Raw genomic sequence first — 18,461 nt, forward strand, 5'->3', positions numbered from 1 at the left:
CTTAAAAGATTTATTCTACATGAAATATTTAGAAACAGAAGAAGAAAAAAAATCGTTTGCAATCACATCAATTATTTTTGTGATTCTATTGGTTTTGTTCTTTTATTTAGGATTAACTTCTTTAGATCCACCACCTGAAAATGGTATTGCCATTAACTTCGGAACCACTGAGCAAGGATCAGGAAACATTCAACCTACAGAAGCCATTCAATCAGCCCCTAAAGCTGCTGCTGCGAAACAGGCTACAGCTGCAGACGACAACGTACTCTCCCAAGATATTGAAGAGGCTGTGGTGATGAAAAAAACAGAAAAAACGCAGCCCAAAAAAGAAACCACAAAAGAGGAAATCAAACCCAAGCCAAAAGAAAACCCAAAACCCTCCAAAAGCACATCTGACGCTTTATCGAGCTTAATAAACGGCCCAAAATCTGACGGAAAAGCTCAAGGCGGTGAAGGCAATGATAATGTGGCTGGCGACAAAGGGAGCTTAAACGGTAACCCTTATGCTAACAGCTATTACGGCTCAGGAGGCGGAAGCGGGAACGGAAGCGGCTGGGGATTAAACGGAAGACAAATAAGCAGTCGAGGGAAAGAAGTACAAAAATGCAATGAATTTGGAACTGTTGTCGTACAAATTACCGTAAATAGAAATGGCAATGTCATCGCCGCCAAATACACCAAAGGAACAACAAACACTAACCCTTGTTTGATTGAACCCGCATTGGCAACAGCCCGAAAATACAAATGGCAACCGGATCCTAAAGCTCCCGAGACCCAAATTGGTTTTATAACAGTTAATTTTAAATTAGGAGAATAGCATACATTTGAAAATTCTTATCCATTTTCAAAATTTCAACACACATCATGAATTACCAAGAAACAACAGCATGGATGTTTAAGCAACTCCCTATGTACCAACTTCAGGGCGCATCTGCTTATAAAAAAGACTTAACAAACACTCATTTACTGATCAATCATCTTGGTAACCCACAGAAAGACCTAAAATGCATTCATGTAGCCGGCACAAACGGCAAAGGATCTACCTCTCACATGCTAGCCTCTATACTTCAAGAAGCAGGATACAAAGTGGGTTTATACACTTCCCCTCATTTAAAAGATTTTAGAGAACGTATCAAAATAAATGGAATAGAAATTTCAGAAGATTTTGTTTGTGATTTTATTAATCAAAACAAAGTTTTTTTCGAATCCAATGACATTAGTTTCTTCGAAATGAGCGTTGGATTAGCATTTGCCTATTTTGCAAAAGAGAAAGTCGATATCGCTATTATCGAAGTCGGAATGGGCGGAAGACTCGATGCCACAAATATAATCACACCCTTAGTTTCGGTTATCACTAACATCGGATTAGACCATACCCAATTTTTAGGAAACACACTAGAAGCGGTGGCTTTCGAAAAAGCGGGAATTATAAAGCCAGCTATTCCTGTCGTTATAGGCCAATATACACCCGAAACTAAAGCCGTTTTTTTGGCGAAAGCCAAAGAAACAAATTCGGAAATCTATTTTGCTTCAGACTTGATTAACGAAATATACCCTTCTGATTTAGTTGGTGATTATCAAGTACACAATAAAAAAACGGTACTTCAAACTATTGCTGTTTTAAACAATCAAAAAGAGTTTAAAATAGCTCACAAAAACATCACATCCGGACTCTTGCAAGTCGTAAAAAACACCGGACTCCAAGGAAGATGGCAACAATTAGGTAACTCACCAAAAATCATTTGCGACACCGCCCACAACAAAGACGGCCTAGAAATAGTATTGAATCAAGTACAAAACGAAATTTTTGACACTTTACATATCGTTTTAGGCGTCGTTAATGACAAAGACTTGGACGAAATCCTACCTTTATTTCCAAAGAAAGCAATTTATTATTTTTGCAAACCCAACATCCCTAGAGGATTAGATACTTCCATTTTATCAGAGAAAGCAAAAAAACACGGACTTAATGGCAGCTGCTATTCTTCAGTCACTGAAGCTTACAACCACGCTAAGAATACTGCCACAGAAAGTGATTTTATCTATATTGGCGGAAGTACCTTTGTAGTCGCTGAATTACCTATAAACAAAGGCATCTAACTTATCCTTGTCTTTTTCCTAATAAAAAAACTTTTATTTATTACAATTAATTGTCAGCATTTTAAAGTTAATACTGATTTTAATTAATTAATCATTAAATACAAGATTTATCATGAAAAAGAACAAATTTTTAGTATTAGGAATGTTAATTGCAACTTTCCTATTGGGTACTGAAATGAGAGCCCAAGAAGAAGTAAAACCCGTATATAAAAGCCTATTATCCGCATCGTCACTTATGGGACTCAGATAGCAGGGATTTCATGGAAGCCTCTTTTTATGATTCACTTGCTGACTTAGAAAAATCAAATGATAAACACACTGAATTAATAAATACCGCCTGGCCAAAAGAAAAAGACCGAAAAGCATTTATGACTCAAATGAACATGGCTTTTACAGGGATTCATGGGGATTACATCTATTATAACGAACCTACATTATCAAAAGAAGTCGTTAAATAAAGAAAAGTGTACCCAAAAAACAATGAAGTCATTTATTTTTTAGACACTCCCCTAATCACAATAAACTAAAATTCAACGAGATATAAATTTGATTAAAAAAAACAATCAAATATTTCAAAAATGTTTTGCAAAAGCGAAAAACTAGCGTATATTTGCACACGCAATAACGGCAACGAAAGTTACTAAATTGCTTTAGGGCGATTAGCTCAGCTGGTTCAGAGCACCTCGTTTACACCGAGGGGGTCGGGGGTTCGAACCCCTCATCGCCCACAAAAAACTCCTTAAGAAATTAAGGAGTTTTTTTTTTGTTTCAGGATTATACTTTTATCCGTTTTCTAGAATCAATACAAAAACCTGTGGAGCAGCAAAAATATTAGTTAGCCTAAAAAGGAAAAATTCAATATTCTTCACGCCTCTAAATTGATTTCTAAATGCTTTTATTTTTCCATTAAAAGATTCTGAAGCTGCGTTTGCGCTTCTTCTTTCAAAATAGTTCAAAATGGACTTGTAATGGATCATGCGCAAAAGTTGGGGGATTAGGCAAAAAGATTAGATAATCTGAACAAGAAGAAATCTATTTTCCTTACTCCTCTAAACTGACTTCTAAAGGCTTTTATTTTTGCATTGAAAGATTCAGCAGAAGCATTGGTCCTTCTATTATCAAAGTAGTTTAAGATTGACCGGTAATTGAAAGTTATAGTATTGAGTAGAATATTGAAGTTTTTAAAACCAGATTCCTCTACATTCCTATACCAATGTGCTAGTTTAGTCATCGCAATGTGCTTGTCATTGTTGCTATTGTAGATACCTCGAAGTTGTTGGGGATCATGCGCAAAAGTTGGGGATTAGGCAAAAAGATTAGATAATCTGAACAAGAAGAAATCTATTTTCCTTACTCCTCTAAACTGACTTCTAAAGGCTTTTATTTTTGCATTGAAAGATTCAGCAGAAGCATTGGTACTTCTATTATCAAAGTAGTTTAAGATTGACCGGTAATTGAAAGTTATAGTATTGAGTAGAATATTGAAGTTTTTAAAACCAGATTCCTCTACATTCCTATACCAATGTGCTAGTTTAGTCATCGCAATGTGCTTGTCATTGTTGCTATTGTAGATACCTCGAAGTTGTTGGCTTAGATAATAGGCTGTTTTTATATCTGGATATAGTCCAAATAATAATTGAGCTCTTTCATTTTGATTCTCAGTCCATTTTTCGCGAGATTTATAAAGTGCATATCGACTCCTGGCTAATAGCTGTTTTACAGAGTCACCGTTAGCTAAGAGCTCCGGAATATAGGTTTGATTCTCTCTTTTGGTTTGCAATATCAATTGATTCTCAAAATCCATAGCCTCCCATCGATGTTTAATCCTAATCTCTTGTAAGGCTTCCAGTGCCAGTTTTTGGACATGAAATCTATCTGTTACCTGTGTGGCTTTAGGGAAACATCTTTTAGAGATCAATTTCATAGAATTAGCCATGTCAAGTGTTATTTCTTTGACACAGCTTCTCTTCTTGTAATCAATCTTTCTGATATGTTCTATGACTTTATCTGCCTTTGTTCCAGCAACAATGGCAACTAAGGAACCTTTTTTACCTTTGAACTTCTTGTTGGTTACAATAGTGTAAAGTTCACCCTGAGACAAAGCTACTTCGTCAATTGATAAATGGGTGCCCATATTTTCAGGGTAAACAATCCATTGATGTGCATGTTCTCGTGGAGCCCAAGCATTAAAGGAACTCAGGTGTTTTTTATATTGTCGTTGGAGTTTCTTTCCGTTGACTCCGAAGAAACCACCAATGGTGTGACAATCAGTAGCACTCTTATCTATTAATTTCTTTTAAAAAAGCCGCAAACTCTTGAGTCATGCGGGTTCCTTTAGCAACTAAATTCCAATCTCTTTTAAGAATTTCGCCTGTTGTCTTATTTGTCCAGCGACGTCTTTTTATATGTAGATATACATATTTACCTCTGAGAGGGAAATCCTGAATGGTTATCTCATCCTGAAAGCCCTTTGATACTAGTTCCAGTGTATCAAATTCTTTTGGAGGCTTGGCATTCTCTTCAAAATATAGGTGTACTATTTCTTCTGTGTTAGTAGAAGAAACCACTTCAAAGTGATCTACTAAAAAGTCAGGTAACATGAATTTTAAAAGGTCTATTGGGGGCATCTCTCATTCTTAAGATTGCAAATCTCTCAATTTATTTTGACATTTCCCCCCAGGTTTTGGGATTGATCCCTTGTAATTGATTTTATAGTGTTCATAATGGTATTGAAGCTTCTAATTCCTAAGTTCTGCATATCATTATACCAGTGTGCTAATTTTTTGATAGCAACTGCTTTATCTATACTACTATTGTATATCTTACGTAATTTTTGGCTTAAGGAATAAACTATTTTAATTTCTGGATATTCAGCAAATACTATTGCCGCTCTTTCTTTTTGACTCTCACTCCATTTATTTGGACTTTTGTATAGCAGAAACCGGCTTCTAGTGAGTAATTGCTTGACCGTATTACCATTAGAAAATTCTTTTGAAAAAAAATGGCGTTTTATTTGATTTAGCCTCTACTATGGCTGTATTTTCTTGATCCAGAGCCTCCAATTTTAGTCTAATTCGAACTTCTTGTATGGCTTCTAATGCCAGTTTTTGAACATGGAAACGATCTATTAGTTGTATTGCCTTTAGAAAGGATTTTTTAGCTATCAATTTCATGCTATTAGCCATATCAAGGGTGATTTCAGTAACTTGATTGTGTTTTTTTAGATCTATTTTTTGCAAATGCTTAATGACAATTTCTGATTTAGTGCCTGCAATAATAGCGAGAATAGATCCTTTCTTGCCTTTAGCTGCTTTGTTGGTAACTATCGTATAGAGTTCATCCATCGATAAGTTCACTTCGTCTATAAACAAATGATGTCCCATGTTTTAAGGAAACAGTAACCAATCTTCGGCGTGTTCACGCTGTCCCTAGGTAGAAAAATTACTGAGATGTCTTTTATATTGTCGTTGTAGTTTTTTTTCAATGACACCAAAGAAAAAGCTAATAGTACGACAATCGTTTGCCTTAGTATCTATTAATTTCCTTTAAAAAAGCCGCAAACTCTTGAGTCATGCGGGTTCCTTGTGCTACGATGTTCCAATTGCGCTGAATGATTTCTTGAGATTGTTTGTCAGTCCAACGTCTTCTTTTTATGTGAAGATAAATGAATTTATCTCTGAGAGGAAAATCTTGGATAGTAACTTCATTTAAGAATCCTTTAGATATAAGTTGCTGGTTATTATGCTCTTTTAGAGGTGTATTTTTTTCTTCAAAAAACAAATGCATTTTCTCTTGTTCTATTTTGGTGTTTACTAAATCAAAGTGTTCTAGAATTAATTCAGGAAGTATAAGTTTTAAGAGTTCTATGTAATTTTCCGAAGAGTGTTTTTTTTTTTACAAAGCTCAGAATTATTTATTTCCTCCCCAACTTTTACACTTGATCCCGAATTTATGTAAGTATTCTTCCGTATTAATATTTGTATTAAGATTAATGAGGTTGTATTTTTATGATATTTTCTGTTTTTTTGTGAAAATAAAGGATTTAATCTGTTTTTTTTAGTTTATTTTTGAACTAAACTAAAGATAAGTCTATGGATCTAAAAATACTTTTCAGATTAAAGGTTCGTTATTCATATGTTATTTTTATTATATTATTTCTTTCTTCAAGGGTTTTAAATGCACAATGCGCTGGTAATGATAATACTTTAATAGTATGTAATATACCGGATCCTGCTAATAAAAATATTGATCTTAATATTCTTTTAGGTGTTTATGAGTCTGGAGGAATCTGGAAAGATAATTTGTTTTCTGGTGGATTAAATGTTAGTACAGGAATATTAGATGCTCAAAAAGTCAAAAAAAGTGGCGTTTATACTTATACTTATACTGTTGACAATGGTTTAGGATGTAAAGACTCTTCAGTTATAACAGTCACAATTGGAGCTTACTCCGGTATATCCAGCCCTAACGTTTCAGCTTGCAGTGATGATCTTAGTTTTAATCTTTTTCAAGGGTTTAATGGGAATTTTTTGAGCCCACAATCTAATGGAGTGTGGACAGATAATGATGGGACTGGAGCACTTAATAATAATTTGCTTGATGCTAAGAAAGCGGGTTTAGGCACGCATTCTTTTACTTATACAGTTCCGGCAATAGGAACTTGTCCTGCACAATCTTCTACTGTTAATGTAACAGTTTTTAGAGTCCCTGAGCCTGGTATACCCTCAACACTTTTATTATGTAGTTCTGACAAGGCTACATTTGACACAAATTATGATTTGAATGATTTATTGAGTGGTGAAGATGCAAATGGTATTTGGACAGAAATAAATAGTAATGAATTATCAGATCCTAGTGATTCATCAGTTGATATTAAGAACATATACAATACTCTGGGAGCAGGAGTATATAGTTTTACTTATACTGTTTTGCCAACAAATCCAATTTGTAACGAAAAGAAATCTAATGTAAGTATTATTATTGAAGAACAGCTTGATTTTACCGGAGCAACACTTGTAGTGAATTCAGACATATGTGAAAATGAAATTTCCACGGCAAAGTATAACGCTGTAATAACACAAGTGAATCAGCTAAGCCAGAATATTCCAAATGGAAGCTATTTGGTGAAGTATGAAATTGCTGGAATGGGATTGATTTTTACTAATTCAGTAGTAGCTGATTTTAATAACGGGCTTTTAGTATTTGATTTCAAAGATCCAACAAATGTTAATCGAGTTTTTTTTCCGGAAGTGGGTGCTTACACTGTAAGTATAAAGGAGATTACTAGTGTTACAAGTCTGGGGGCTTGTACTAATATTATAGATGATCTTTCGGATATTTTGAATGTAAACCCGTTGCCCAAAATTAATGGAGCAACACTTAACATTGTAGATGTTTGTAAGGGTTCAGATGCTGCAGTCGAAATTTCCGGAAATACTAATTTAACTGATGGGAATTATTCTATTGATTATAATTTATCGGGTAGCAATTCAGCAACTTTACAGCAACTAACTTTTAATGTCACAAATGGAATGGGAAGTTTTAGTATTCCATCCGCTTTAATTCCAGCTATTGGTAACACAACAATCTCGATTTTGAAAATCAGGAATATAAATACGGGTTGTACTAACACATCTAATTTGGTTAAAACTTTTATTGTTAAAGCGTTACCTAATGTTGCAAATCTTACTTTTGAGATCAAAGATGTTTGTCAAGGTGAGCCTATTTTGGTGTCACTTTCAGGCTTAGGTAATTTGACTGATGTTACTATCAATTACACTTTAAGTGAGAGTAACACAGTGCTTAATCAGATAATGCCATTAGCTGTTACTTCAGGTAAAGCCAGTTTTACAATTCCTTCAACTTCCCTCAATATAGGAGTAACAAGTCTTGAAATAACCTATTTAATAGATAATACTAACGGCTGTGGAACCTCAGTTGCTAATGGAAACAAGAGTTTTGCAATTAATATTCTTCCGAGTCTTCCAATTACGAATAATTTTGAATTTTGTAAAAACGACAAAAAAACAATTGCTGATTTGGTCCCAAATGGTACTCAATACCAATGGTTCGATTCAGTATCAAGTACGACGGTTTTAAATGCTGGGACTCTTCTAGTGTCTAGAACCTATTATGTTAAGGGGGTAAATTTGTCCACGGGATGCGAATCATCAAGAGCTGCTGCGATTGTTGAAATTAATGAAACGCAAGCACCAGTGTTAAACCAAGGTGGAGAAAGTTTCTGTGGATTAGATAATCCGACTATTCAAAATTTGACAGATAAGACTGCTACAAATGGTAATTTGACTTGGTATGATGCAGCTGAAAATGGTAATTTGATAGCATCAACAGAACTACTTATAGATGGTTTTACGTATTATGGATTCGATTATTCAAATGATACAAGTTGTTATTCGGATGCTTTGATTGTAACCGTATCTCTTTCAAACTGTGACGAAACCCCTGATTTTTTTATTCCTGATGGTTTTTCTCCAAATGGTGATGCGATAAATGATACTTTTAAAATTACTGGAATTGAGTTTATATATCCAAATTATGCATTGGAAATTTATAACAGATATGGAAATTTAATGTTCAAAGGCAATAAAAATAAGCCAGAATGGGATGGAAAAAATTCTGATTATAAAATTGGGATCGATGGATTTGCTCCAAATGGAGTCTATTTTTATATTATCAATTATAACAAAGGGAATAAAGCTCCTAAACAAGGTAAGCTTTATTTAAGTCGATAATCGATTTTATTACTTTAAAATAATCTTCAAATGAGAGAAAAAATACTGTTTGTAAGTTTTTTATTTTTTATGATAAACGCTTCCGCCCAACAGGATCCACAATATACACAATACATGTACAACATGAGTGTAGTAAATCCGGCTTATGCCACCGGAGCACAGTCTATGTTAGATGTAGGTATTTTATATAGAACGCAATGGGTTGGAGCAGTTGGAGCCCCAAAAAAGATGACTCTTTTTGGACACATGCCAGTAAATAATAAAGTTGAATTAGGGTTTTCATTGATTTCTGATGATATTGGAGATGGAGCCAAAAAAGAGAATAATTTTTCAGCAGATTTTGCATACGTACTTCAATTTAATAACAATCACAGACTTTCTTTAGGACTAAAAGCAGGGCTTACTTCCATGCAAACTAATTTTAACGGTTTTAAGTTTGAGAGTACATCACCTGATTTTGCATTTGAGGATATTGATTTCTTAAAACCTAATATTGGTGTTGGGGCTTATTATTTTACAGACGACTATTATGTTGGACTATCTGCTCCCAATTTACTTAATTCAAAACACATCGAAAAGCGTTCAGGCATTAGTGATTATGGTTCAGAAAACATACATGCTTTTTTTACCGGAGGTTATGTATTTACCTTGTCGGATTCATTCAAGTTAAAACCTGCTTTTATGTCGAAGTTTGTCAAAGGAGCTCCGGTAACTTTAGATCTTTCTGCCAATGTTTTGTATAATGAAAAATTTGAATTTGGCGCATCTTATAGATTTGACGATGCCGTAAGTGCTTTGATGAACATAAAAGTTACTCCAGGTGTCAGAGTGGGTTACGCTTATGATTATACTATTTCTAATCTGGGCCAATTTAATTCGGGGACACACGAAATTTTTGTGCTATTTAATTTAGATTTATTAGGTAAAGGGTATGATAAATCACCGAGGTTTTTCTAAAAAAGTAAATATGAAAAGAATATTTCTCCTCATCGTCGTATTTTCGATACAACTTATATCAGCCCAAGGACAAGATCTGCAAAGGGCCAAACGCTTTTTTGACAAAACTTATTATAGTGAGGCCATTCCCTTATATGAAAAATATATTCAGAGAAATAGTTCTTTTGAAGCATTGAAAAATCTGGCAGATTGCTATTATTTCACCAATGATTATGTAAATGCACAAAGATTCTACAGTCGACTAATTTCGAGGTTTAGTAATGATTTGGGAGAGGAATATTACTTTAGGTATTCAAATACTTTGAAAGCAACAGGAAATTATGAAGAAGCAAATAAAGTTAGCCGCGATTTATTGCTAAAATCAAATAATCAACAAGCCCTAGCCGTTTTTGAAAAAGAAATTAAAGTACTTGAAAATATATCAGCAATAGGAAACCGATTCGAAATAAAGAATCTTGCGTTAAATACCGAAAATTCTGAGTTTGGGGTAGTGAGAGTGGATCAGAACTTGGTTTTTTCAGGAGTAAAAAAGAAGGTTGGTTTATTTGATAAAATGTATAAATGGAATAACGAACCTTATCTGGATTTACTTGTAATTCCATTTGAAAATGTAAAATCAGGAGATTCTATTGTGAATTATTTATCGGATGAATTAAATACTTCAATGCATGAGGCGAATTCCGTTTTTACTAAAGATGGTAAAACAATCTACTTTACCAGAAATAATTATAAAAGCGGAAAAAGAGCTAAGAATGGAGACAAGATTTCTAACTTAGGTATTTTTAAGGCCGAATTTGTAGATGGAAAATGGACTAATATTGTGTCGCTTCCTTTTAACAGTGACGATTATTCTGTTGAGCATCCTGCGTTGAGCAGCGATGAAAAAACATTGTATTTCTCTTCAGACATGCCTGGAACCTTAGGCTCATTTGATATTTTTAGCGTTAAAATAGTAGGATCGTCCTATAGAGATCCAATAAATTTAGGAGGTAAAATAAATACCAATAGAAGAGAACAGTTTCCTTTTGTCTCAAAAGACAATAAATTATATTTTTCATCTGACGGTCATTCAGGATATGGATCATTGGATGTTTTTGTTTCGGAAATACAGGATAATTCCTTTTCGGCCCCGTTAAACATTGGACTTCCGATAAATTCCGGTTATGATGATTTTTCTTTTAATATTGATTCTGATTCTAAACTGGGATTCTTTGCTTCTAATAGACTAGGAGGAAAAGGGAATGATGATATTTATGAACTCAAAGAAACCAAACCATTGCTTATTGAAGATTGCAAGCAATTTATTGCAGGAGTTGTCACAGACGTGGATACAAAGCTTCCTTTGGTTAATGCCTTGGTAGTTTTGCAAAATTCGGATAAAGTCGAAATTCAGAGAGTTTTAACTTCAAATGACGGGAAATTTAGTTTCAATGCTGATTGTGAAACTGCTTATTCTGTTTTTGCATCCAAAGAAAATTATACAAAAGATTCTAAAACGGTTAGAATTGCTAAAGAAAGAAATAAAAGTAATGTAGTTGCACTAGCTTTACGATCGATGACGGCTATAAAAAAGGAAGAACAACTAGCGCAAGAGAAAAAGAAAAATGAGGAATTGACGGAAGCCGAACAAAAGAAAAAAGAAGCATTAGCCTTGGCTCTAAAAGCTAAAAAAGAAAAAGAAATTGCCGCAAAGAAAGAAATTGAGGTAACGGAAATAAAGAAAAAAGAAAAAGTTGAGCAAATAGTTGCTGCCGAAAAAGACGTAGTAAAAGTCAAAGATCGCCTCGTTATCAAAACTGACCCAATCTATTTTGATTATGATTTATGGTACATTAGAAAAGAGTCAAAACCAATTTTAAATCGTGTTATTGAGCTGATGAAGAAATATCCCGAAATGGTTGTCGAAATAGGTTCACATACGGATAATAGAGGAAATTCGAAGTATAATATGAATCTTTCTTCCAATAGAGCACAATCAACAAGAGAATATTTCATAAGCCAAGGAATTCCTAAATCGAGAATTTTTGCAAAAGGATATGGAGAAAGCGTTCAGATTATAAAATGTGAACCAAGCGAATCTTGTACAGAGGAACAACACGAGCTTAATAGACGCAGTGAGTTTGTGATTAAAAGTCTGTAACGGTTATTTAATATAAAAAAATGGATGCTCAAAAAGCATCCATTTTTTATAAGTGTATTAATTTCTATTTTACAACAGTAAAAGGGATTGTTTATATTCCTGATTTAGAGTAAAAATTAATCTGAGCTATCTTCTGTTTCTTCCAAATCCTCTGATTTCCGACCTATTTTTACTTTGGGATTGTCTTTGTTTCCGGTGATAAGCAATGGTACGCCAATGATTCCTAAAGGAGGTAGTCCCAATCTCATTTTTAAGTTTAGTTTTCCGTCTAAGCTGGTTGTTCCTTCTATTCTTGGCCTAAATCCGGCAAACTTAAACTTGAATCTTTCTAATGTTATTATATTATTTTTGATGGAGCTCTTGATGTCAACTTTGTTTATTTCTGGATTTTTTATTTCGTCAACTTCTGTTTTTTTAGCCACGGTACTAAACATTTTCATCCCATATAGTTTGATGTTTTTTACAGAAATCACTCCGCTTCCAGCCAAAGAGGGAAGTATCGGTTCCATATTTGCATCCAGTCTGCCTTTTAGATTATAGTCTAAAGATACAATTCCTTGCGCTTTTTCAGCGGCACTTGCCATTTCTCTAAAAAGTTTTACTTCGTTATAGGCTCTTTTGATATCAAAATCAGTTGCCTTAATATGGTAATCAAATTCCGCTTTTTTAGTAGTGTTACTTTTATAATTGGCATCCATAGCAACATTGCAACCTATCAAGTTAAAGCCGGTATTTTGCATACTTAGTGAGCCGTTTTTCATTTTCAATGTTCCTTTAGCGTCTTTGATCTTAAGTTCGTTAAAGGCTATTTTTTGCGCATTGGCTTGAAATTGTAAATCAAGATTAGTAGGGATTACGATAACACCTTTTTCTGCGGTTGTTTGGTTGACTTCGGTTGTATTTGTTACAGTGCTCGACATGAATTCATCGGCATTAATGTATTTAGAATTCAGGGTAAAAAAACCTTTTAAAACGCCGTTTTTTGAAGCAATAAAATTGAATACATTTTGTAAATAGCCATTCATTTTAAAATCAGATTGACCATAAGAAGCTAAGAAAGTATTGAAACGCATCTTGTCATTATTGAATTTAAAAATTCCTTCCTTGATAAGAAATGTTTTTGGCAAATATTCAGAAGCTAATTCTATGTTGCGTATTTCTAACGTTCCACTATTTTTAAGTTTTGAATAATTCCCTTTTTTGGCATCACTTTGTTTTCCTTTCAAAGTTAAGTCGGCTTTAATAAAACCCTTAACATCGAGACCTTTTTGAGAAAAAACTTGGTAGATTTTACCAATATCTAAGGTTCCTTTGGCTGCAATATCGTATTTGAGATCGTTGAAGTTACTTAAATCAGCCTCTACAAAAACGGGATTACCTTCAAAAGTGAATTGTGCCGGTTTTGTAGTTACTTTTAAATCATCAAAGGTTCCTTTTGGGTTGGAAATAGTTGAAACAACTTCAATATTTGTAATTGGGTTTGGATAGTATTTTGTTTTTAGATATCCGTTTTTTAAGTTAAGTTCAAAATCTGTTACAGGAAAAAGGCCGTTTTTTTGATCGAATTTTCCTTTGGCTTTTACATTGGCAATTAGCATTCCTTTTAGTTCTAAATCAGGAATTCCAATTGCCTTGTTTAGTTTTTCTAAATCGATCTTAGTATCTAGAATAGCATCGATTTCAGGAACGCTGGTTCCTTTGCTAAAGATTTTAGTTTTTAAATAGTCTTTGTCAATATTCAAGGATAGATTCTTCAGATCCACAATCAGAAGTTCTGGATTTAGAGAAGGTAATTTGGTCGAAAAATCTAAATTTAGATTCGTTACCGGTGTTGTGCTCTTATTGTAGTTTACAAAACCTTCTTTTATTTTTAAATCGAGATTAAGTTCAGGAGCAATTTGTGCTGAAGCAATGTAATTTCCTTTTAACGTTAAAAGAAAGTCAGTCTTTCCTCTTAAGTCCGTTTTGTTAAGCCAGGTGATGTACTTTGGTGGAAAGGCGGTGAAAAGATCATTCAGATTGCTGTTGACCGCTTTCAGAATAAAATCCATGTTGTAACCCTCTTTGAGGAAATCAAATTTACCTTTGAAATCTACCAGAAGATCATTTATTTTTAAATCGTTTTGCTCAAAAAGTAACGAAAGTGAGTTAGTATTTATTTTAGTAATTAAATCAGCATTTACCTTTTTGTTCATCAAATAAGGTTCATTTTCGTACAGAAGATTCAGTTTGTCAATTTTTGCTTTGGAGTATAAATCAAAAACCGCTTTACTCAAATCTCCTTTTCCTAAGTAATTAAATCCAAAAATGTCTAAATGCAGCTTAGTTGATAAATCATCATAAACGATTTGGCTGTTTTCGATTACAATTTTTTCTAATTTTAAAGCGCTGTCTTCTTGTTTTTTTTCTGTTGTTTTTGTTTCCGCTTTATAAACGTTGTAATTAGCAAATCCATCTTTGTTTACTTTTACATTAATAAAAGATTTGGACAAGAAAATTTCATCAATCTTTACGGTTTTGCTAAATATAAGACTTGAAATATTTATCCCAAATGAGACTTCTTTTGCAGTAATTAATTTTTCATTCTCGTAGGGCGCTGAACCGTTAAGATTAAAGTCATTTAATGTTACTGTTAATGATGGAAAATGATGAAAAAAAGACACATTAGAAGTGGAATAATCTAGTTTTGCGTTTAGTTTTTCATTGGCAATTTTTTTGATTTCCGTATTAATTTTATCCGAAAAAAGATATGGAGTTGCAATCATTAAAACCAGTATTGCTGCAAGAAAGAAACCTATGTATTTCAGGGTTTTAAAGAAAATATTTTTTTTCGATGACATAAAGGCTGTTGTTGTTTAGAAGATATATAAAATGGGTTTTGATAAAAAAGAATTTAACCGTGAACGGTTTCGTTTTTACCGTAATTTACAATGATGGAAGTTTCATAGTCAATCCATTCTTTCCAACGTTTGTCAACGTCAACATTATCAGCGTATTTTTTAGCAAACCCTAAGAAGGTCGTGTAATGTCCCGCCTCACTAATCATTAAATCGCGGTAAAATTTAGCTAATTCAGGATCATTGATGTTTTCTGACAGGACTTTAAAACGCTCGCAACTTCTGGCTTCAATCATAGCCGAGAATAGTAAACGTTCGCATAAAGCATCGTTGCGACTTCCGTCTTTTTTCATGAATTTAAAAAGTTCGTTTACATAACTGTCTTTACGTTCTCGTCCAAAAATAAGTCCTCTTTCTTTGATAAGATCATGAACCATTTTGAAATGATCTATTTCTTCCTGAGCAATAATCATTAGCTCAGTAACTAATTCTTCTTTTTCAGAATTTTGCGTAATAAGACTAATTGCATTAGAAGCGGCTTTTTGTTCGCACCAAGCGTGATCGGTCAAAATTTCCTCGATATTCGATTCTACTATATTCACCCATCTTGGGTCTGTTGCTAATTTTAATCCTAACATAATCCTTAAATTTAATTGCAGCAAAATTAGTGTTTTCTTGTTGATTTTTATTATAAATGAAGGAATTGCCGTTGAAATACCATTATTTTGCAGGAATAACTTTTTAATGGTATATATCAGATGCGATCGCTTTTAATAATTGGTTTTGTTTGGCCTGAGCCCAATTCTTCGGCGGCAGGTAGCAGGATGATGCAGTTGATTTCTTTGTTTCAAGAACAAGGTTATAAAGTCACTTTTACTAGCCCGGCTCAGGACAGCGAGTATATGATTGATTTCAATAATTTTGGAATTGAAAAAGTTGCTATAGCTTTAAATAATTCCAGTTTTGACGACTTTATAAAAAAATTAAATCCTTCCGTTGTACTATTTGATCGATTTATGATGGAAGAACAATTTGGATGGCGGGTTGCGGAAAATTGTCCCGATGCGTTGCGAATTTTAGATACCGAAGATTTGCATTGTTTGCGATTAGCAAGACAAAAAACTTTTAAAGAAAAGAGAAGTTTTCAAACTCAAGATTTGTTAGTTGAAGAAGTTGCCAAAAGAGAAATCGCTAGTATTTTACGTTGCGATTTATCTTTGATAATTTCGGAATATGAAATGGAGTTGTTGGCGACTGTTTTTAAAATAGATAATAGTCTGTTGTATTATTTGCCTCTTTTGTTAAATTCTTATGAAATGCCAAATTTGAGTGAATTAGCCTCATTTGAAGAACGAAAGGATTTTGTTTTTATTGGTAATTTTTATCACGAACCCAATTGGAATGCGGTTCAATATTTAAAAGAAGCCATTTGGCCTTTAATTATAAAACAATTGCCAGAAGCAGTTTTAAATATTTATGGTGCTTATCCATCTCAAAAAGTATTGCAATTAAATAATGTTAAAGAAGGTTTTTTGATTCAAGGTCGCGCTGATGATGCCAATACCGTGGTCTCAAAATCCCGAGTTGTTTTAGCGCCTTTGCGTTTTGGCGCCGGAATTAAAGGAAAATTATTAGAAGCAATGCAGTGTGGAACGCCATCTGTCACGACTTCTATTGGAGCCGAATCGATGCAGGCCAATTTACCTTGGAATGGTTTTGTGGAAGATATGCCGGAAGTTTTTGCTAACAAAGCTGTAGGATTGTATCATGATAAAGAGATTTGGCTTCAAGCTCAAAAAAATGGTTCAATAATAATTAAGCAACGTTATTTGAGAACATTGTTTGAAGATGATTTTGCTAAGCAAATGGAGTTTTTAGTTTCGAATATAAAGCAGCATCGCCTAAATAATTTTATGGGTGAATTGCTGCAACATCATACTTTAAGAAGTACTAAATACATGTCAAAGTGGATTGAGGAGAAGAATAAAAATTAACAAAAAACCCGTCAAGTTTTATACGAGACGGGTTTTAGATTTATATTGAATCAGTACTTATGCAAGCATAGTCACTGGGTTTTCAATGTATTGTTTTAATGTTTGCAAGAACTGTGCTCCAGTTGCTCCATCGATAGTACGGTGGTCACAAGCAAGAGATAACATCATTGTGTTTCCTACAACAATTTGTCCGTTTTTAACCACTGGTTTCTCTACGATAGCTCCTACTGAAAGGATAGCAGAGTTAGGTTGGTTAATGATAGAGTTGAATTCAGTGATTCCAAACATTCCTAGGTTAGAAACAGTGAAAGTACTTCCTTCCATTTCCTGTGGTCCTAGTTTTTTGTTTTTAGCTCTTCCGGCAAGATCTCTTACACTAGCGCCAATTTGAGATAAACTCATAGCGTCAGTGAATTTCAATACAGGAACAACTAATCCGTCTTCAACAGCTACGGCAACTCCAATGTTTACATGGTGATTGATGATGATAGCATCTTCTTTCCATTGCGAGTTGATTTTTGGGTGTTTTTTCAATGCTAAAGCACAAGCTTTGATTACCATATCGTTGAAAGATACTTTGGTATCTGGAACGCTATTGATAGTTGTTCTAGATTTCATTGCTTCATCCATAGTTACTTCTATAACTAAGTTGTAATGTGGTGCAGTGAATAAAGATTCTGCCAAACGTTTCGCAATGATTTTACGCATTTGTGAATTTTTGATTTCTTCAGTATAAACTTCTCCTGCTGGAACAAAAACTTGTGGTGCAGCTGCAACAACAGTTTCAGTTTTGGCAGCAGCAGCAACAGCTTGTGGAGCGGCGGCGGGAGAGAAGTTTTCGATATCGCTTTTTACGATACGTCCGTTTTCTCCAGAACCTTTAACTTGAGTTAATTGGATTCCTTTGTCAGAAGCAATTTTCTTTGCTAATGGAGAAGCTAAGATTCTTCCTCCGTCTGCAGGAGCTTCTTGAGTCACTGGAGCCGAAGTTGTAGCTGGAGCAGCTTTAGCTTCTTCGGCAACTGGAGCGGCTTGAGGAGTTCCTCCAGCTAAATAATTGCTAGCGATTCCGCTTACATCTGTTCCTGCAGGTCCAATGATAGCTAAAAGACTATCAACTGGAGCTGTATTTCCTTCTTCGATTCCTACGTATAATAATGTTCCTTCATTGAAGGATTCGAATTCCATTGTTGCTTTGTCGGTTTCAATTTCAGCTAAAATATCTCCTTCTGAAACTTTATCCCCTACTTTTTTCAACCAAGTGGCTACAGTCCCTTCGGTCATTGTGTCGCTTAAACGAGGCATAGTTACTACTACGACTCCTTTAGGAAGTGTTGTGCTTGTAGGAGCTGCAGTTACTGCAACTTCTTCTTTTTTTACTTCAGTTGTAACAGGAGCAGCAGCCGAATCTCCACTTATTAAAGAAGAGATGTCCTCTCCTTCTTTTCCTATGATTGCCAGCAAAGAGTCTACTGGAGCAGTTTCTCCTTCTGGAATACCTATATGTAATAAGGTCCCTTCGTTGAAGGATTCAAATTCCATTGTTGCTTTGTCAGTTTCAATTTCAGCTAGGATATCTCCTTCTGAAACTTTATCTCCCACTTTTTTTAGCCAAGTTGCTACTGTTCCTTCCGTCATAGTATCGCTCAAACGAGGCATTGTTATTTTAATTGCCATATTG

General features: G+C 34.2%; 17 protein-coding genes and 1 tRNA gene. 8 read left to right on the forward strand and 10 right to left on the reverse strand.

What is annotated here, in order from left to right; all coding sequences use genetic code 11:
* Positions 1 to 19: 19 nt before the first annotated feature.
* From LNP19_RS02125 to LNP19_RS02140, 4 genes are all read left to right on the forward strand, one after another.
* Positions 20 to 817: an energy transducer TonB family protein gene (locus LNP19_RS02125; protein ID WP_230063135.1), complete on the forward strand. Its 798-nt coding sequence runs from the start codon at positions 20 to 22 to the stop codon at positions 815 to 817.
* A 47-nt stretch (positions 818 to 864) separates the two neighbouring features.
* Positions 865 to 2,100 carry a bifunctional folylpolyglutamate synthase/dihydrofolate synthase gene (locus LNP19_RS02130; RefSeq protein ID WP_230063136.1) on the forward strand — a complete coding sequence of 412 codons (1,236 nt, stop codon included), beginning with the start codon at positions 865 to 867 and terminating at the stop codon, positions 2,098 to 2,100.
* Between the two features lie 260 nt (positions 2,101 to 2,360).
* Positions 2,361 to 2,558: a hypothetical protein gene (locus tag LNP19_RS02135; RefSeq protein WP_230063137.1), complete on the forward strand. Its 198-nt coding sequence runs from the start codon at positions 2,361 to 2,363 to the stop codon at positions 2,556 to 2,558.
* Positions 2,559 to 2,753: 195 nt separating this feature from the next.
* Positions 2,754 to 2,828: transfer RNA gene (locus LNP19_RS02140), tRNA-Val, on the forward strand.
* 54 nt (positions 2,829 to 2,882) lie between these two features.
* Here LNP19_RS02140 and LNP19_RS02145 read toward each other — a convergent pair.
* The 7 genes from LNP19_RS02145 to LNP19_RS02170 form a co-directional block, all read right to left on the reverse strand.
* Positions 2,883 to 3,077: a transposase gene (locus tag LNP19_RS02145; RefSeq protein WP_230063138.1), complete on the reverse strand. Its 195-nt coding sequence runs from the start codon at positions 3,075 to 3,077 to the stop codon at positions 2,883 to 2,885.
* Between the two features lie 17 nt (positions 3,078 to 3,094).
* Positions 3,095 to 3,331 (reverse strand): transposase, encoded by a 237-nt coding sequence (locus tag LNP19_RS02150; protein WP_230063139.1) that lies wholly within the window; start codon positions 3,329 to 3,331, stop codon positions 3,095 to 3,097.
* 72 nt (positions 3,332 to 3,403) lie between these two features.
* A complete protein-coding gene (locus LNP19_RS02155) occupies positions 3,404 to 4,387 on the reverse strand; it encodes an ISAon1 family transposase (protein WP_428979045.1) in 984 nt (327 codons plus the stop codon).
* A complete protein-coding gene (locus tag LNP19_RS02160) occupies positions 4,380 to 4,700 on the reverse strand; it encodes an ISAon1 family transposase N-terminal region protein (protein WP_230061469.1) in 321 nt (106 codons plus the stop codon). Before LNP19_RS02160 ends, LNP19_RS02155 begins: the two co-directional genes overlap by 8 nt.
* A 53-nt stretch (positions 4,701 to 4,753) precedes the next feature.
* Entirely contained in the window at positions 4,754 to 5,113 is a 360-nt protein-coding gene (locus LNP19_RS15475) for a transposase (protein WP_428979046.1), read from the reverse strand.
* The gene (locus tag LNP19_RS02165) at positions 5,079 to 5,483 is read right to left on the reverse strand and encodes a transposase (protein ID WP_230063141.1); all 405 of its coding nucleotides are present in this window, start codon (positions 5,481 to 5,483) and stop codon (positions 5,079 to 5,081) included. The genes LNP19_RS15475 and LNP19_RS02165 overlap by 35 nt, the downstream gene beginning before the upstream one ends.
* A gap of 142 nt (positions 5,484 to 5,625) precedes the next feature.
* A complete protein-coding gene (locus LNP19_RS02170) occupies positions 5,626 to 5,967 on the reverse strand; it encodes an ISAon1 family transposase N-terminal region protein (protein ID WP_230064201.1) in 342 nt (113 codons plus the stop codon).
* A 224-nt stretch (positions 5,968 to 6,191) separates the two neighbouring features.
* Here LNP19_RS02170 and LNP19_RS02175 point away from each other — a divergent pair, with 224 nt between their 5' ends.
* From LNP19_RS02175 to LNP19_RS02185, 3 genes are read left to right on the forward strand one after another with little or no spacing between them, the layout of a single operon-like run.
* Positions 6,192 to 8,852, forward strand: a complete 2,661-nt coding sequence (locus tag LNP19_RS02175; protein ID WP_230063142.1) for a T9SS type B sorting domain-containing protein — start codon at positions 6,192 to 6,194, stop codon at positions 8,850 to 8,852.
* A gap of 30 nt (positions 8,853 to 8,882) precedes the next feature.
* Positions 8,883 to 9,809: a PorP/SprF family type IX secretion system membrane protein gene (locus LNP19_RS02180; protein WP_230063143.1), complete on the forward strand. Its 927-nt coding sequence runs from the start codon at positions 8,883 to 8,885 to the stop codon at positions 9,807 to 9,809.
* 10 nt (positions 9,810 to 9,819) lie between these two features.
* Positions 9,820 to 11,949 carry an OmpA family protein gene (locus LNP19_RS02185; protein ID WP_230063144.1) on the forward strand — a complete coding sequence of 710 codons (2,130 nt, stop codon included), beginning with the start codon at positions 9,820 to 9,822 and terminating at the stop codon, positions 11,947 to 11,949.
* Between the two features lie 116 nt (positions 11,950 to 12,065).
* Here the strand turns inward: LNP19_RS02185 and LNP19_RS02190 are convergent, their stop codons facing one another.
* Both LNP19_RS02190 and LNP19_RS02195 read right to left on the reverse strand, forming a co-directional pair.
* Complete coding sequence (locus tag LNP19_RS02190) at positions 12,066 to 14,789, reverse strand: AsmA-like C-terminal region-containing protein (protein WP_230063145.1); 2,724 nt, start codon at positions 14,787 to 14,789, stop codon at positions 12,066 to 12,068.
* Positions 14,790 to 14,842: 53 nt separating this feature from the next.
* A complete protein-coding gene (locus tag LNP19_RS02195) occupies positions 14,843 to 15,424 on the reverse strand; it encodes a MiaE family protein (protein WP_230063146.1) in 582 nt (193 codons plus the stop codon).
* 120 nt (positions 15,425 to 15,544) lie between these two features.
* On the opposite strand from LNP19_RS02195, the gene LNP19_RS02200 reads away from it, so the two are divergent.
* The gene (locus LNP19_RS02200) at positions 15,545 to 16,780 is read left to right on the forward strand and encodes a glycosyltransferase (RefSeq protein ID WP_428979035.1); all 1,236 of its coding nucleotides are present in this window, start codon (positions 15,545 to 15,547) and stop codon (positions 16,778 to 16,780) included.
* 57 nt (positions 16,781 to 16,837) lie between these two features.
* On the opposite strand, the gene LNP19_RS02205 is transcribed toward LNP19_RS02200, so the two are convergent.
* Positions 16,838 to 18,457 carry a dihydrolipoamide acetyltransferase family protein gene (locus LNP19_RS02205; RefSeq protein WP_230063147.1) on the reverse strand — a complete coding sequence of 540 codons (1,620 nt, stop codon included), beginning with the start codon at positions 18,455 to 18,457 and terminating at the stop codon, positions 16,838 to 16,840.
* Positions 18,458 to 18,461 lie beyond the last annotated feature (4 nt).

Source organism: Flavobacterium acetivorans (assembly GCF_020911885.1).
In the GTDB taxonomy this organism is placed as follows: domain Bacteria; phylum Bacteroidota; class Bacteroidia; order Flavobacteriales; family Flavobacteriaceae; genus Flavobacterium; species Flavobacterium acetivorans.